General features: G+C 52.0%; 13 protein-coding genes. 7 read left to right on the top strand and 6 right to left on the bottom strand.

Translation table 11 applies throughout. The features are described 5' to 3' along the window. Window positions 1–54 precede the first annotated feature (54 nt). The 5 genes from mnmG to ravA form a co-directional block, all read right to left on the bottom strand. A complete protein-coding gene (gene mnmG / locus J1782_RS12445; RefSeq protein WP_217153259.1) occupies window positions 55–1944 on the bottom strand; it encodes a tRNA uridine-5-carboxymethylaminomethyl(34) synthesis enzyme MnmG in 1890 nt (629 codons plus the stop codon). Window positions 1945–2323: 379 nt separating this feature from the next. Beyond that, window positions 2324–2767 (bottom strand): FMN-binding protein MioC, encoded by a 444-nt coding sequence (gene mioC / locus J1782_RS12440; protein ID WP_152323771.1) that lies wholly within the window; start codon window positions 2765–2767, stop codon window positions 2324–2326. A gap of 88 nt (window positions 2768–2855) precedes the next feature. Beyond that, on the bottom strand, window positions 2856–3317 hold the full coding sequence (gene asnC / locus J1782_RS12435; RefSeq protein WP_095924057.1) for a transcriptional regulator AsnC: 462 nt from the start codon (window positions 3315–3317) through the stop codon (window positions 2856–2858). Window positions 3318–3337: 20 nt separating this feature from the next. Beyond that, window positions 3338–4807 carry an ATPase RavA stimulator ViaA gene (viaA, locus tag J1782_RS12430; protein ID WP_217153258.1) on the bottom strand — a complete coding sequence of 490 codons (1470 nt, stop codon included), beginning with the start codon at window positions 4805–4807 and terminating at the stop codon, window positions 3338–3340. 2 nt (window positions 4808–4809) lie between these two features. Continuing rightward, window positions 4810–6318, bottom strand: coding sequence for an ATPase RavA (gene ravA / locus J1782_RS12425; RefSeq protein WP_217153257.1), 1509 nt, complete (start codon window positions 6316–6318; stop codon window positions 4810–4812). A gap of 267 nt (window positions 6319–6585) precedes the next feature. Here ravA and kup point away from each other — a divergent pair, with 267 nt between their 5' ends. The 7 genes from kup to rbsR all read left to right on the top strand — a co-directional run bounded on the left by kup (window position 6586) and on the right by rbsR (window position 14494). After that, window positions 6586–8454 (top strand): low affinity potassium transporter Kup, encoded by a 1869-nt coding sequence (gene kup, locus J1782_RS12420; RefSeq protein WP_208950092.1) that lies wholly within the window; start codon window positions 6586–6588, stop codon window positions 8452–8454. A 214-nt stretch (window positions 8455–8668) separates the two neighbouring features. Beyond that, entirely contained in the window at window positions 8669–9088 is a 420-nt protein-coding gene (gene rbsD / locus J1782_RS12415; protein WP_152323775.1) for a D-ribose pyranase, read from the top strand. 7 nt (window positions 9089–9095) lie between these two features. Next, window positions 9096–10601, top strand: a complete 1506-nt coding sequence (gene rbsA / locus J1782_RS12410) for a ribose ABC transporter ATP-binding protein RbsA (protein WP_152323776.1) — start codon at window positions 9096–9098, stop codon at window positions 10599–10601. Window positions 10602–10607: 6 nt separating this feature from the next. Next, window positions 10608–11579: a ribose ABC transporter permease gene (gene rbsC, locus J1782_RS12405; protein WP_152323777.1), complete on the top strand. Its 972-nt coding sequence runs from the start codon at window positions 10608–10610 to the stop codon at window positions 11577–11579. 23 nt (window positions 11580–11602) lie between these two features. After that, on the top strand, window positions 11603–12493 hold the full coding sequence (gene rbsB, locus J1782_RS12400; RefSeq protein ID WP_217153256.1) for a ribose ABC transporter substrate-binding protein RbsB: 891 nt from the start codon (window positions 11603–11605) through the stop codon (window positions 12491–12493). Window positions 12494–12553: 60 nt separating this feature from the next. Next, on the top strand, window positions 12554–13483 hold the full coding sequence (gene rbsK / locus J1782_RS12395) for a ribokinase (protein ID WP_152323779.1): 930 nt from the start codon (window positions 12554–12556) through the stop codon (window positions 13481–13483). Then, window positions 13484–14494 carry a ribose operon transcriptional repressor RbsR gene (gene rbsR, locus J1782_RS12390; RefSeq protein WP_152323780.1) on the top strand — a complete coding sequence of 337 codons (1011 nt, stop codon included), beginning with the start codon at window positions 13484–13486 and terminating at the stop codon, window positions 14492–14494. It begins immediately after the preceding gene. Here rbsR and J1782_RS12385 read toward each other — a convergent pair. Next, on the bottom strand, window positions 14477–15166 hold the full coding sequence (locus tag J1782_RS12385; RefSeq protein ID WP_152323781.1) for a FadR/GntR family transcriptional regulator: 690 nt from the start codon (window positions 15164–15166) through the stop codon (window positions 14477–14479). The two genes, rbsR and J1782_RS12385, sit on opposite strands and share 18 nt — an antisense overlap. Between the last annotated feature and the right edge of the window lie 331 nt (window positions 15167–15497).

The raw sequence follows: 15497 nt of genomic DNA, 5'->3' as shown, positions 1-15497 counted from the left end.
AAAGCAAGAATTGACCGCTCTTCAAGTTTAAAGAGCGGTCAGTAAAGATGTGGTTCAGGCACTGCGGCGCAGTAAGCCCTGTTTTTTAAGCCAGATCAGCAAAATGGAAATCGCAGCCGGTGTAATGCCGGAAATCCGTGATGCCTGACCAATGGAGGTCGGCTTGTGATCGTTAAGCTTGGCGATCACTTCATTCGAAAGACCATTCACCTGGCGATAATCAAGATCTATTGGCAACACAGTGTTTTCGTTGCGCTGCTGTTTTTCGATCTCTTCCTGCTGACGGGCGATATAGCCTTCGTACTTAATCTGAATCTCAACCTGTTCTGCCGCCTGGACGTCAGGAACTGCCGGGGAAAACGGAGAGAGACGCGTGATCAGCTCATACGTCATTTCAGGACGACGCAGCAGCTCTTCCGCACTGGCTTCTTTAGAAAGCGGAGCAGAAAGATGTGCGTTGATTTCGTCAACCTGCGCATGGTGCGGGTTCACCCAAATGCCACGCAGGCGCTGACGTTCCTGTTCGATCATTTCCAGTTTTTCGTTAAAACGCGCCCAGCGTGCATCATCAACCAGACCTAATTCACGGCCTTTTTCAGTCAGGCGTAAATCAGCATTATCTTCCCGCAGCATCAGGCGGTACTCGGCACGAGAGGTAAACATGCGGTACGGTTCTTTGGTGCCCAGCGTACACAGGTCATCAACCAACACACCGAGATACGCTTGATCGCGACGTGGGGCCCAGCCTTCCTGCTCGGTGGCGCAACAGGCTGCGTTCATCCCCGCCAGCAAGCCCTGTGCAGCAGCTTCTTCGTAACCGGTGGTGCCGTTGATCTGTCCAGCAAAGAACAGACCAGCGATAAATTTACTTTCCAGCGTCGGTTTTAGATCACGTGGATCGAAGAAGTCGTATTCAATGGCGTAGCCTGGACGAACGATGACCGCATTTTCCATCCCCTGCATTGAGCGGACGATTTGCATCTGTACATCGAATGGCAGGCTGGTCGAAATCCCGTTCGGATAAACTTCATTGCTGGTCAGGCCTTCCGGTTCGAGGAAGATCTGATGAGAATTGCGATCGGCAAAACGCATGACTTTATCTTCGATCGACGGGCAGTAGCGCGGGCCGATCCCTTCGATGATCCCCGCATACATCGGGCTGCGATCCAGATTATTACGGATCACGTCATGGGTTTTTTCATTGGTATAGGTCATATAACACGGGATCTGGCGCGGATGTTGCGACACATTCCCCATGAACGAGAATACCGGCGCCGGATTATCGCCATGTTGCTGTGAAAGAACGCTGAAATCAATGGAACGTGCATCAATACGCGGTGGTGTCCCCGTTTTCAGGCGGTTGACGCGTAATGGCAATTCACGCAGACGCTGTGACAAAGAGATCGCAGGAGGATCCCCTGCACGGCCGCCGCTGTAGTTCTCCAGACCAATGTGGATCTTCCCGTCAAGGAAAGTACCGACGGTCAGCACAACGGCTTTAGCGCGGAATTTAAGGCCCATTTTGGTCACAGCACCCACGACACGATCGTTTTCGACGATCAGGTCTTCAACAGGTTGCTGGAAGATCATCAGGTTTGGCTGATTTTCTAACGCAGTACGGACCGCCTGGCGGTAAAGCACGCGGTCTGCCTGAGCACGGGTTGCCCTTACGGCAGGACCTTTGCTTGCGTTTAGTATCCTAAACTGAATGCCCGCATGATCGATGGCAGTGGCCATCAGTCCGCCCAGTGCGTCCACTTCTTTAACCAGATGTCCCTTCCCGATCCCGCCAATCGCCGGGTTACACGACATCTGTCCCAGCGTGTCGATATTGTGGGTTAATAATAAGGTCTGACGTCCCATGCGGGCAGAAGCCATGGCGGCTTCAGTACCTGCATGACCACCACCTATGATGATGACGTCAAATTGATCCGGATAAAACATGCGACTGCACCTCAGCGTTCAAGCGAACTTTCTTTGTATGGCGTTGGGAGGAGGGATTCTACTCAAGTTTAGAGGTTCCACAAGTCCCCGGGGATCTTCACTAATTAAAAGAAGATCTTTTTTATTTAAAGATCTCTTATTAATACTTCTATTAGGATCGCGATCCTCTGTGCATAAGTCATTTTTGTTTTTGAAGATCAGTATGCTAAGAAGGATCGAATGCTGTGAATGATCGGTGATCCTGGACAGTATAAGCTGGGATCAGAAGTGAGAGTTATACACAGCATGAAAAGCGTACAGGAGTTGTTAGAGGGATAACTACGGGTTTTACCCTGCTTTTAGGCATACTTATCCACATCTGATCGCCTGAAATTTACACTTATTTGATCAAATTAATCCAGTTGATCACCCAAACCTCGGCCGGATCCTCAGGAATTTCGTGTTGAGTCACGTCGATCTCAAGACGATCACCGATCCGTTTTGCCCCTAATGACGTCAGTTTTTGATCCAAAGCGCCGATCGCACCACAGAAAGTGTCATATTCGCTGCTGCCTAAACCTAAAGCACCAAAACGCACTTTGGACAGATCGGGTTGCTGATCTTCCAGCTGTTCCATAAAGGGCTGCAAATTGTCAGGCAGTTCACCCGCACCGTGTGTTGAACACACCATTAGCCAGATCCCGTCCTGCGGGACTTCATACAGCTCCGGGCCATGAAACATCTCGGTCGAAAAACCGGCTTCTTCCAGTTTCTCTGCCACGTGTTCTGCCACATATTCGGCGCTGCCAAGCGTACTGCCACTGATCAGGGTAATGTCTGCCATTTTGCTCTCACCCGGGAAAAGGAGGCTATTGTACGCTGTGAATGAGCTGGGATCTACCTGTGGATAATAGGGGTATAGAAATGGAGACTCAGGGTTGGATAGTCCGTGTGATGGGGTTCTGCAGGGAAATCAGGGTCTCCGTAGACTGGATCTCGTCAATGGTCTGGATCTTGTTGATAAGTACGTGCTGGAGGGAATCAATGGAGCGGCACATGATCTTAATGAAGATGCTGTAATGTCCGGTGGTGTAATAGGCTTCCACCACTTCTTCTATACTCTCGAGCTTTTTCAGCGCGGACGGATAATCCTTGGCACTTTTGAGAATGATGCCGATAAAGCAGCAAACGTCATAACCCAGCTGCTTTGGATTCACGGTGATATGTGCGCCGGTAATGATGCCTGCCTGCTTCATCTTCTCGACGCGTACGTGAATGGTTCCCGGGCTGACGGTAAACACTTTAGCCAGCTCAGCGTAAGGTGTGCGGGCATTTTCCATCAAGGCGTTCAGAATCCCGCGATCCAGCTCGTCGAGCTGATAGATTTCAGTCATGGTTTTCTTTCTCTTTAAGCTTAATTTCTCTGCCAGCGTCGCTGAACGCGGCTTTTAACGCCGGTATCAAAGCGCCAGATATGATCGAATATGCGCAGAATTCCGGGCTTTCCGTAGTGTGACATTGCCAGCGCGTGGAAACGGTGCTGCTTTTCCCGTTGCAGCAATTTTACTTTTCTTTGCACCTCATCGGGTAAGCGCTGGGCGATAAAATCAGAGATGATAACCGCATCTGCGTCGTGCCATTGCGGAGAGGCCAGTTTGTCCAGCGTGGCATTCAGGCAGGCAGCCAGATCAGTACCGCCGCGGAAATGTTGCCCGAGAAAGCGTAACGCCTGATCCAGCCCGCCGGCAGAAGTCAGTTCGTAATGGATCACTTCGCTGGCAAACAGCATGATGTAACACTTACGGTTATCGGCAAGCGCTATTTTCAGCAGCGCCAGGCAGAACGCTTTCGCACATTGCTCATTGAAGCCGCCCATCGAACCTGACGTGTCCACGCAGACGACAAAAGGGCCACGCGGCTGTGGCTCCTGCTGCTGATAGACCACCGGACGCCTCACGACTTTTTCGCACCAGACGTCGCCTTGCAGCCGGTAGGTCATCAGACGTTTTTCCAGCAGACGCCGGTAAAATTCATATTCCAGTTCCGGAATTCCTAATGTGCCCAGCTCGGTGGGCATCAGACGCAAAATATCATCGCTCTGATGAATGCCATTCACTTCTTCCGGCACCGTCGCCGGCTCGCGAACCATCAGCCGGTGCGTTTCCATTTTGGCATCTTCATGCGGGCTGGTTTTCACCGTCTGGCTGCGCCCGAGCTGTTCTGCCAGTTTCATCAGTTCCGGCTGCTGCTGGAGGAAAGCGCCAAAACGTGCCAGCGACTGGATATCGCCCCGAAGACGCTTTCCTTTACTCATGTCCCATAACCGGCCTGCGGCGGTATCGTTCTCTGCCAGTAAAGGAGACAACTCGCTGCTCAGTTCGAGGCGTTGTAACAATTCTTCCTGTAGCTGCTCCTGCTCCTGTTCCAGCAACTGATGATGAACGTTCACCGTCTGGAATGTCAGGTTCAGGCGCCAGCGCTGGAGGAATAAGGTCTGAAAGCTGTTACCGGTCTGCGCCGTGCGGGAGGTTTCATTATTTTCCCGCAAGGTACGGGCTTCGGTCGCAAACGGGGAATTCAGCCGCGCCAGCTCATCAAGCAGGGATCCCAGCTCTGACTGAAACGTCACGGCATCAGTTTGCTGACAATGCTGATAGAGATAAAACTCTTTTGCCAGATCCGGGGGCACCGGGGTTTCGTGGATCCTCTGGCGCAGACGTAATTTCCATTCAGGAAGATCCCGGGTCAGTGCGCGCTTCAGCCTCGGAAACTTCTCGAGGAAAATCGCCAGGGCTGGCGCGGCCAGTAACCCGACGATCAGTTCCTCGATCAATTCTCCTTCGCTGATCGCCAGCAGAAGATCCAGAGATTCCAGTGTAAACACGATCAGTGGCCGCTGAAGGTTTGTTGCTGGAGGCGGAGCTGTTCAGAAACCTGCAACAGGCTGGCTTCAATCTTTGCCATCCACGTCGCGGGAACAAACAGGCAGTTCTGCTGCTGGCCGAACTCATGTCTTTGTTGAGCGAGTTTTGCGTTCAGGTCATTCAGCGTATTTTTCATTTCGTCCGGCACCGCGATGTGTTCATTGCCCGGCAGCGTCAGCGGCGTACTTTGGCGGCTGACATCCAGCACCAGTAATTGCTGCTTATCATCGATTTCGGCATCAACCGTTTGAACAAAACCAATCCCGTTAAGTTTGGCTTTCAGAACGCCACCTTTATTTAGCCACTCTTCCAGAACGCTGCGTTCAAAAAGCAGATGCGTGACTTTAATCTCGTGCAGATGCAAAGGCGTTTGCAGCAACAGCGTCACTCCGCTGGCAACAAGCGCATCCGGCAGGCTGTATTGTGGCTTACGGCTAAAAATACCGGCTTTTTTGCTCAGCTTAACCGACTGGCGGGAGCTTTGTTGCTGTTGGTATTGCATCCATTGTTGGTTGAGCTGCTGGATTTTCATCAGCAAGGTTTGCTGCTGATAAGCCTGTTCGGTGATCAGTTGCTCGATTTGGGTTTGCAGCAGCTGATAGGTATTCAGGTCATGCCACAGACAATCTTTCAGCAGAATCAGATCTATCGGGGTAATAGTGTCCCGGCCGCTGAAGAAGGCGCAGGCCTGCAACAGGCGGAGTGCCTTTTTCCAGCGACGGTCAGAAACATAAGGCGCCGTGTCGAGTGCATCAAGGCGCTGCCGAAGCTGAAACACCAGTTCAAAGCAACTGTCTGAAAGATTGACTTTATCGATCTCCGGCTGCCATTGTTGATATTCTTCATCGCTGATACTCAGGGATTCCGCCACCGGATTGGTGCTTTCATTATTACGGCTGGTCAGCAGTAAGCGGAAATTCTGCTTATCCTGCACTTTATCCAGCCACAGGCGAATCAGCATGCGGTCATACAATGCTTCCAGTCCGCCGTCGGCTCCAGGCAATTCGTTGGAAGCACTGACCAGCAGACGCATCGGAATAGGATCTTCGCGCTCGCCATTACGGAAACGACGTTCGTTGATGGCGGTAAGCAACGTATTAAGGATGGCCGGTCCTGCTTTCCAGATTTCATCCAGGAAAACAATTTCCGCTTCCGGCAGATAACCTTCAGTCAGACGCAGATAACGGCCTTCATCTTTCAGGGCCTGAATCGACAGCGGACCAAAGACTTCTTCCGGCGTGGAAAAGCGCGTCATAAGATATTCAAAAGCGCGTGCGTGACGGAAAGCAAATTTCAGACGGCGGGCAATCAGACTTTTTGCAATACCCGGCGGGCCAAGCAGAAAAACGCTCTCCCCGCACAGGGCCGCCAGCAGGCACAGGCGTATGGCATCTTGCCTCTCGTACAGGCCATGTTCTAATGCGTTAGCAAGACGGGCTATCCGTTCTGCCAGAAGGGGGGATTGCGCCATACTGTCTCTTCCGGTTTCCATTTAGTTGTTGAATAGTGTACTGGCTTATGACGATATGCCACGTTTATTTTTAACGCTATAGCTTGTTGATTAGTAAAAATTTTCTATTATCAGAATTGTGACCGCGTTCATCTGAATGGCGGTTTAGCTGCACATTTAAGGGTAGGCAATCTGATTTATTCGTGCATACTGTGCGCCTTTTAGTGGGCATCATAAGACTGAGCGCACGCATCGCTTACGGATGTTCGAGCAAAAAAGAAACGAAATATGAGCACTGAACATAAACGGTCACTCCCAGCAGTAACCCTGGCCGCCATTGGTGTGGTCTATGGCGACATTGGTACCAGTCCTCTCTATACCTTAAGAGAGTGCTTTTCTGGTCACTATGGTTTCAACGTTGAACCCAGCGTCGTTTTTGGTTTTCTCTCTCTGATTTTCTGGATGTTAATCCTCATTGTTTCGCTCAAATACCTCACTTATGTGATGCGGGCAGACAACGCAGGTGAAGGCGGTATTCTTACGCTGATGTCTCTGGCGGGCAGAAATACGTCGGCACGTACCACCGCCGTTCTGGTCATTCTCGGCCTGATCGGGGGAAGTTTCTTCTATGGTGAAGTGGTGATCACGCCGGCTATTTCCGTTCTTTCCGCGATGGAAGGTCTTGAAATCGCAGCACCTTCACTCGATCCCTATATTGTCCCTCTTTCTATTACTGTCCTGACGTTGCTTTTCGTTATTCAGAAGCACGGTACCGGCATCGTGGGCAAACTCTTTGCGCCAGTCATGTTGCTGTGGTTCCTGACGCTGGCGGTGCTCGGTGTGAACAGCATCATGCAGAACCCGGAAGTGCTGCGCGCCATGAACCCGATGTGGGCGGTTAACTTCTTTATCGAGCACAAGTCGTTTTCCTTCCTGGCACTCGGCGCGGTCGTTCTGTCGATTACCGGTGTGGAAGCGCTGTATGCCGATATGGGCCACTTCGGGAAATTCCCTATCCGTCTGGCCTGGTTCACCGTCGTGCTGCCTTCTCTGGTGCTGAACTATTTCGGTCAGGGCGCGTTGCTGCTGAAAAACCCGGAGTCGATCAAAAACCCGTTCTTTCTGCTTGCACCTGACTGGGCGCTGATTCCTTTACTGATTCTGGCGACGCTGGCAACCATTATCGCGTCCCAGGCCGTTATCTCCGGTGTGTTCTCCCTGACCCGTCAGGCTGTGCGTCTGGGCTATTTGCCGCCGATGCGTATTATCCACACCTCAGAAATGGAAGCGGGTCAGATCTACATCCCTGCGATTAACTGGCTGCTGTATTTCGCGGTGGTTATCGTGATCGCCAGCTTCGAGCATTCGAGCAATCTGGCGGCGGCGTACGGTATCGCCGTGACCGGTACGATGGTGCTGACCAGTATTCTTTCCTGCACGGTGGCGCTCAAAAACTGGCACTGGAAACCGTTTCTGGTTGGGATTTTGTTGATCGGTCTGCTGTTTATGGATATCCCGCTGTTTGCCGCGAACGCCACGAAACTGTTCTCCGGTGGCTGGTTGCCGCTGACGCTCGGCCTGTGCATGTTTATCGTCATGACCACCTGGAAAAGCGAGCGCTTCCGCCTTATGCGCCGCATGAACGAACACGGCAATTCTCTGGAAGCGATGATCGCGTCCCTGGAAAAATCCCCGCCGGTTCGTGTTCCGGGCACGGCGGTATATATGTCGCGCGCCATCAACGTGATCCCGTTTGCGCTGCTGCATAACCTCAAACACAACAAAGTGTTGCATGAGCGTGTTGTCCTGCTGACGTTGCGAACGGAAGATGCGCCTTATGTGCATAACGTCCGGCGCGTCACCATTGAGCAGCTTTCGCCGACATTCTGGCGCGTGGTGGCGAGTTATGGATTTAAAGAAACGCCGAATGTGGAAGAAGTCTTCCACCGCTGTGGTCTGGAAGGATTGCCGTGCCGGATGATGGAAACCTCGTTCTTTATGTCGCACGAATCGCTGATCCTGACCAAGCGCCCGTGGTATCTCTACTTCCGTGGCAAACTCTTTATGGCGCTTAGCCGTAACGCATTGCGGGCACCGGATCAGTTTGAAATTCCGCCGAACCGCGTGATCGAACTCGGTACACAGGTAGAAATTTAACGCTTTTTTCTGCCGCTCACAGGGTGCCTTCGGGTGCCCTGTTTTATTTCTTCACCCCCTTTAATAATCACCAAACTCAAATTTCTGCGTGGTTTCTGAATCATTCAGCGAAACGTTTCGACGCTGATCACAATTCCATCACATCTTCGTTGCCTTGCCCGCTGAGTCTCATAAACTCATCCGTGAGCGAAACGTTTCGCTGTAGGAGTACACAATGAAGAAGTCACCGCTGTTAAATGCCGAAATCTCAAATGTTATTGCCCGGTTAGGTCACACCGATCAGCTGGTTATTGGCGATGCCGGACTTCCGGTGCCAGCAGCTTGCCAACGCATCGATCTGGCGCTAACTCAGGGAGTGCCCACCTTTTTACAAGTCTTAGAGGTAGTGACACACGAGATGCAGGTTGAGCGGGCTATCCTCGCAGAGGAAATCCTCACTAAAAATCCTCAACTCCATGAAGCGTTACTCGCCCGATTGACACAACTCGAACAACACCAGGGAAACACCATTGCTTTGGATTACGTCAGTCATGAGGCATTCAAAGCGCAAAGCGAAAAAAGTCGGGCTGTGATCCGCAGCGGGGAATGTTCGCCCTACGCGAACATTATTCTGTGTGCCGGCGTAACCTTCTGAGGTCTTTATGCAACCTTTGCTGCAACTGACAGGCATTGATAAAGCCTTTCCTGGCGTGAAAGCACTCTCCGGCGCGGCGCTCAGCGTCTATCCGGGACGTGTGATGGCGCTGGTGGGAGAAAACGGCGCGGGCAAGTCCACCATGATGAAAGTGCTGACCGGCATCTACCAGAAAGATGCCGGCTCAGTACATTTTCTCGGTAAGGAAGCGGCGTTTAATGGCCCGAAAGCTTCTCAGGAAGCCGGAATTGGGATCATCCATCAGGAATTAAACCTGATCCCACAGCTGACCATCGCTGAAAACATCTTTCTGGGCCGGGAGTTTGTGAACGGTTTTGGCCGCATTAACTGGAAAAAGATGTATGCCGAAGCCGATAAACTGCTGGCACGCCTGAACTTGCGCTACAAAAGCAATCGTCTGGTGGGCGAATTATCAATTGGCGACCAGCAGATGGTCGAAATTGCCAAGGTGCTGAGCTTTGAGTCCAAAGTCATCATCATGGATGAACCGACGGATGCCCTGACCGACACCGAAACTGCCTCTTTATTTAGCGTGATCCGCGAGCTGAAAGCTGCGGGTTGTGGCGTGGTGTATATCTCTCACCGTATGAAAGAAATCTTCGAAATCTGTGATGACGTGACCGTATTCCGTGACGGTCAGTTTATCGCAGAGCGTCCGGTCAGTTCGCTGGAAGAAGACTCGCTGATTGAAATGATGGTCGGTCGCCGCCTCGAAGAACAGTACCCGCGTATTAATCATCAGCGCGGTGCGCTGCGTCTGCAGGTACGTGATGTCAGCGGGCCGGGTGTGGATAACGTCAGTTTTGATCTGCACAGCGGTGAAATTCTCGGGATTTCCGGTTTGATGGGCGCAGGCCGTACCGAACTGATGAAAATTCTCTACGGCGCGTTGCCGCGTAAAAGTGGCTATGTGTCGCTTGATGGGCGCGAAGTCGTCACCCATTCACCGCAGGACGGGCTGGCGAACGGCATCGTTTATATCTCTGAAGACCGTAAGCGTGATGGTTTAGTGCTGGGCATGTCTGTGAAAGAAAATATGTCGCTGACCGCTTTGCGTTATTTCAGCCACGGCGGCGGACGACTCAAACATGCGGAAGAACAGCAAGCCGTCGGCGACTTTATCCGCCTCTTCAATATTAAAACGCCATCAATGATGCAGACCATTGGCCTGCTTTCCGGGGGTAATCAGCAAAAAGTGGCGATTGCCCGCGGATTAATGACACGGCCAAAAGTCCTGATCCTGGACGAACCGACGCGCGGCGTTGACGTGGGTGCCAAAAAAGAGATTTACCAGCTTATAAACCAGTTCAAGCGCGAAGGGCTGAGCATCATTTTGGTTTCCTCAGAAATGCCGGAAGTGATCGGCATGAGTGACCGGATTTTGGTGATGCATGAAGGTCATTTAAGCGGTGAATTCCCGATAGAACAGGCTACGCAAGAAGTGTTGATGGCAGCCGCTGTCGGCAAGCAATACGGCGTGACGCAGGAGTAATCAGATATGAGTTCTCAGACATTGCCAGCCAAAAAGCGCTGGATCAGTAAAGAGTGGTTGTTGGAGCAAAAGTCTCTGATTGCACTGCTGGTGTTGATTGCCGTGGTTTCTTCCATGAGCCCGAATTTCTTCACGCTCAATAACCTGTTTAACATCCTTCAGCAAACGTCGGTTAACGCCATTATGGCGGTCGGTATGACGCTGGTGATCCTCACTTCCGGCATTGATTTATCCGTCGGATCTCTGCTGGCGCTGACCGGCGCGGTGGCGGCTTCAATTGTCGGGCTGGAAGTGAATGCTTTAGTCGCAGTGGCGGGCGCGCTGGCGCTGGGTGCAGGTGTCGGCGCTGTCACGGGTTTGATTGTCGCTAAAGGCAAGGTGCAGGCGTTTATCGCCACGCTGGTCATGATGTTACTGCTGCGCGGTATCACGATGGTTTATACCAACGGCAGCCCGATCAGCACCGGTTTTAACGATGTGGCAGACGTATTCGGCTGGTTTGGTATCGGACGTCCGCTGGGCATTCCGACGCCGGTCTGGCTGATGGCCGTCGTGTTTATTGCCGCCTGGTACATGCTCCATCACACACGCTTGGGGCGTTATATCTACGCGCTGGGCGGTAATGAATCCGCGACGCGTCTGTCAGGTATCAGCGTCGATAAAGTCAAAATTATCGTCTACTCCCTGTGCGGATTGCTGGCGGCTCTGGCCAGTATCATCGAAGTGGCGCGTCTGTCTTCTGCGCAGCCTAACGCAGGTACCGGTTACGAGCTGGATGCCATTGCCGCTGTGGTATTAGGGGGAACCAGCCTCTCTGGCGGGAAAGGACGTATTGTAGGCACCCTGATCGGTGCTTTGATCCTTGGCTTCCTGAATAACGGTTTGAACTTATTAGGTGTTTCTTCCTACTACCAGATGATCGTAAAAGCAGTCGTCATTCTGCTGGCGGTTCTGGTGGATAACAAAAGCAACAAATAAACTCTCCTACAGGACTTATGACCATGAATATGAAAAAACTGGCTGTCTGGGTTTCCGCCGCAGCGATCACCGCTTCTTTCAGTGCTAACGTTCTGGCGAAAGATACCATTGCGCTGGTCGTTTCTACTCTGAACAACCCGTTCTTCGTTTCTATGAAAGACGGCGCGCAAAAAGAAGCCGATAAACTGGGCTACAACCTGGTAGTGCTTGATTCTCAGAACAACCCGGCGAAAGAGCTGGCGAACGTGCAAGACCTGACCGTTCGCGGCACCAAGCTGATGCTGATCAACCCGACGGATTCTGACGCGGTAGGTAACGCCGTAGCGATGGCCAACCAGGCTAAAATCCCGGTGATCACCCTTGACCGTCAGGCGACCAAGGGCGTTGTCGCCAGCCACGTGGCTTCTGATAACGCCTTTGGCGGCCAGATGGCCGGTGATTACATTGCTAAGAAACTGGGCGATAACGCGAAAGTTATCGAACTGGAAGGGATTGCCGGGACGTCTGTTGCCCGCGAACGTGGTAAAGGTTTCGCAGAAGCCGCTCAAAAACACCACTTCCAGATCCTGGCCAGCCAGCCTGCTGACTTCGACCGTACCAAAGGTCTGAACGTTATGCAAAACCTGCTGACTGCGCATCAGGACGTGCAGGCGGTCTTTGCTCAGAATGATGAAATGGCACTCGGCGCATTGCGTGCCCTGCAGACTGCCGGTAAAACTGACGTGCTGGTTGTCGGTTTCGACGGCACAGAAGACGGCATCAAAGCGGTCAACGGCGGCAAAATGGGCGCTACTGTGGCACAGCGTCCTGAACAAATCGGCGTAATCGGCGTCCAAACCGCAGACAAAGTGCTGAAAGGCGAAAAAGTTCCGGCGGTTATCCCTGTTGATTTGAAACTGGTTGCTCAGCCGTAATATTGACGCTGTATCTGCGTGCCTCCTTACGGGGGCGCTATTTAACTCAGGGAGCAACACGTGAAGACAGGCAAACTGGTGGTTCTCGGCAGTATCAATGCCGACCATATTTTGAATATCAACCATTTCCCGCAACCGGGTGAAACCGTAATCGGTAAGCAATACACCGTGGCTTTCGGCGGCAAAGGTGCAAACCAGGCGGTCGCCGCCGGTCGCAGTGGCGCTGATATTTCATTTATTGCCTGTGTCGGTGATGACGATATTGGCGAGCGTGTTCGCAAGCAGCTGGCGAGTGACCACATTAATACGCAACCTATCGAAGCTATCAAAGAGACAACCACCGGCGTAGCGCTGATTTTTGTGAATGCGGAAGGTGAGAATGTCATTGGTATCGATGCGGGGGCAAACAAAGCCGTCACGCCTGACTATCTTGAGCGTTACAAACAAAACGTAATCGGCGCTTCAGCCTTGCTGATGCAGTTGGAATCTCCCCTGGAAACGGTTATTGCAGCGGCGAAGCTGGCTAAAGACAATGACACGCAGGTTATCCTTAATCCGGCACCGGCCTGTAAACTGCCTGATGAATTGCTGGCGCGGGTGGATATGATCACCCCAAACGAAACCGAAGCCGAAAAGCTGACGGGGATTAAAGTCGAAAATAACGATGACGCCACACGCGCCGCCCGCGTACTGCATGATAAGGGTATCGCGACGGTCATTATTACGATGGGAAGTAAAGGTGTTTGGCTTAGCCAGAACGGTGAAGGCAAGCAGGTTGCCGGGTTCCGCGTGAAAGCTGTGGATACCATCGCCGCCGGTGATACCTTCAACGGTGCATTAGTCACGGCTTTGCTTGAAGGCAAAGCCATGGACAGCGCCGTGCGTTTCGCCCATGCCGCTGCCGCGATAGCCGTAACACGTCCTGGCGCGCAGCCCTCGGTTCCGTGGCGTAAAGAAATCGACGATTTTCTTGCACAACAGGAGGCCTGATTGGCCACCATGAAAGATGTCGCCCGCCTTGCGGGCGTTTCAACCTCTACAGTCTCTCATGTCATCAATAAAAATCGCTTTGTCAGCGAATCCATTGCCGACAAAGTGAATGCCGCTGTTGAACAACTTAACTATGCCCCTTCCGCGTTAGCCCGAAGCCTTAAACTCAATCAAACCCGCACCATCGGAATGTTGCTGACCGCCAGCAGTAACCCGTTTTATTCCGAAGTTGTTCGTGGCGTTGAACGCAGTTGCTATGAACGCGGTTATAGTCTGATCCTCTGTAACACCGACGGGGACGCAGAACGCATGAACCGCAGCCTGGAAACGCTTTTGCAAAAGCGCGTCGACGGGTTACTGATCATGTGTACTGAAAACCACCGGCCTTCGAAAGAAGCTATCAGCCGTTATCCGTCATTACCCATTGTGATGATGGACTGGTCGCCTTTCGATGGTGCCATCGACATCATTCAGGATAACGCGCTGCTGGGTGGAGAAATGGCGACGGACTATTTAATCCGTCATGGATATAGCCGCATTGCCTGCATCACCGGCCCGCTGGACAAAACGACGGCGCAGGAACGGCTGAACGGATATCGTCAGGCCATGAAAAAAGCCGGGCTGGAGATCCCGCCGGGTTATGAAGTCAGCAGTGACTTTGAATTTGGCGGCGGTCTGGTGGCGATGGAGCAGTTGCTTATGTTGCCCGAACCGCCTCATGCCGTTTTTGCCAGCAATGATGCGATGGCCGTGGGCATCTATCAGGCACTTTATCAGCGCGGATTACGCGTGCCCGATGAAGTCGCTGTCGTAGGATACGATGACATTCAGTTGGCGCAATATCTGATGCCTCCGCTAACCACCATCCATCAGCCCAAAGACTCGCTGGGCGAACTGGCCGTCGATGCATTATTACATCGTCTGCAAGAGCCTGAATCAGAGCCTCAGGTTTTAGTGCTGACGCCGGAACTGGTTGTACGCCAGTCCGTGGGATCACTCATCAGCAAGTAACAGACGGTGGCATTCCTGTAATGCGGCTTTCGCATTGCCTGCAAGGATTGCGTCCGTCAGGCGCTGATGATGTTCCAGCCTGATAACTTCATTCTCCGTGATGGCCCGGAAATAACTCTGGTAGACAGAACTGAACAAATTCGAAAATGAAGTCAGGAAAGGGTTTTTTCCTGCTTCATAGATTAGCTGGTGGAACTGTGTATCGACGGTTATCCAGCGTTCCCGGTCAAAGCGCTTATGCAGCTGGCGCATCTCTGACATATATAGAGAGAGCTGATGCTTTTGCTCCTGCGTGGCTGAGATGGCCGCAAGAGCACAAGCCTGTGGCTCCAGCGCCCGGCGCAAAACAATAAAATGCGCCATCACTTCATCAAAGTTCTCACGCGTCATCCACCAGGTCAGTAATTCCTGATCGAGGAAATTCCAGCTGGACTGTGGCATCACCCGCGTACCAATACGTGGCCGCGGTAATAGCATCCCTTTTGCAGTTAACGTTTTGACCGCTTCACGCACCGCTGTCCGGCTGACGCCAAAAATCTCACCCAGCTCGTTTTCACCAGGAAGGATAGAACCCTCCGGATACTCGCCAGACAAAATGCGCTGTGCAATCTTCTCCGCCAGTAAATAAGAAAGGTTACGTTGAGCAGCCTGTTGATGTGCATTGAGTAGCATGTAAGGTATTCCTGAATGTCTTTCTCTTATTATAAAGGAGAGTTTACGCCAGCCTCTGGCTTTAAACTGACGCTTTTTGGGTCGATTTAGATTGTTTATTATCCAGTTCGGGCGAAATTGTTGAATTAGTGAACGGTTGATAAAATAATTGAAATTAGGGGTTGCGGCCTTCTGAGAACTCCCTATAATGCGCCTCCACTGACCGGGAACAACGACTGACAAGTCGCTCGGACAGGAAGAGAAAAAGATGAAAGTTCGAATGAATAATCTCTTGACTCTTCAGCGGGAAGACGTAATATACGCCTCCCGCGCCGCATAAGATTCCTTGCGA

The sequence above is a fragment of the Rahnella sp. BCC 1045 genome (assembly GCF_019049615.1).
GTDB lineage: Bacteria > Pseudomonadota > Gammaproteobacteria > Enterobacterales > Enterobacteriaceae > Rahnella > Rahnella contaminans.
This window is presented reverse-complemented; position numbering and strand designations above follow the sequence as displayed.

What these genes read in the sequence shown, in the direction of transcription:
- ravA (WP_217153257.1), bottom strand. Translation starts at nt 6,318, where the DNA reads ATGGCGCAATCCCCCCTTCTGGCAGAACGGATAGCCCGTCTTGCTAAC.
- mnmG (WP_217153259.1), bottom strand. Translation starts at nt 1,944, where the DNA reads ATGTTTTATCCGGATCAATTTGACGTCATCATCATAGGTGGTGGTCAT.
- kup (WP_208950092.1), top strand. Translation starts at nt 6,586, where the DNA reads ATGAGCACTGAACATAAACGGTCACTCCCAGCAGTAACCCTGGCCGCC.
- rbsA (WP_152323776.1), top strand. Translation starts at nt 9,096, where the DNA reads ATGCAACCTTTGCTGCAACTGACAGGCATTGATAAAGCCTTTCCTGGC.
- rbsB (WP_217153256.1), top strand. Translation starts at nt 11,603, where the DNA reads ATGAATATGAAAAAACTGGCTGTCTGGGTTTCCGCCGCAGCGATCACC.
- mioC (WP_152323771.1), bottom strand. Translation starts at nt 2,767, where the DNA reads ATGGCAGACATTACCCTGATCAGTGGCAGTACGCTTGGCAGCGCCGAA.
- rbsD (WP_152323775.1), top strand. Translation starts at nt 8,669, where the DNA reads ATGAAGAAGTCACCGCTGTTAAATGCCGAAATCTCAAATGTTATTGCC.
- J1782_RS12385 (WP_152323781.1), bottom strand. Translation starts at nt 15,166, where the DNA reads ATGCTACTCAATGCACATCAACAGGCTGCTCAACGTAACCTTTCTTAT.
- rbsC (WP_152323777.1), top strand. Translation starts at nt 10,608, where the DNA reads ATGAGTTCTCAGACATTGCCAGCCAAAAAGCGCTGGATCAGTAAAGAG.
- asnC (WP_095924057.1), bottom strand. Translation starts at nt 3,317, where the DNA reads ATGACTGAAATCTATCAGCTCGACGAGCTGGATCGCGGGATTCTGAAC.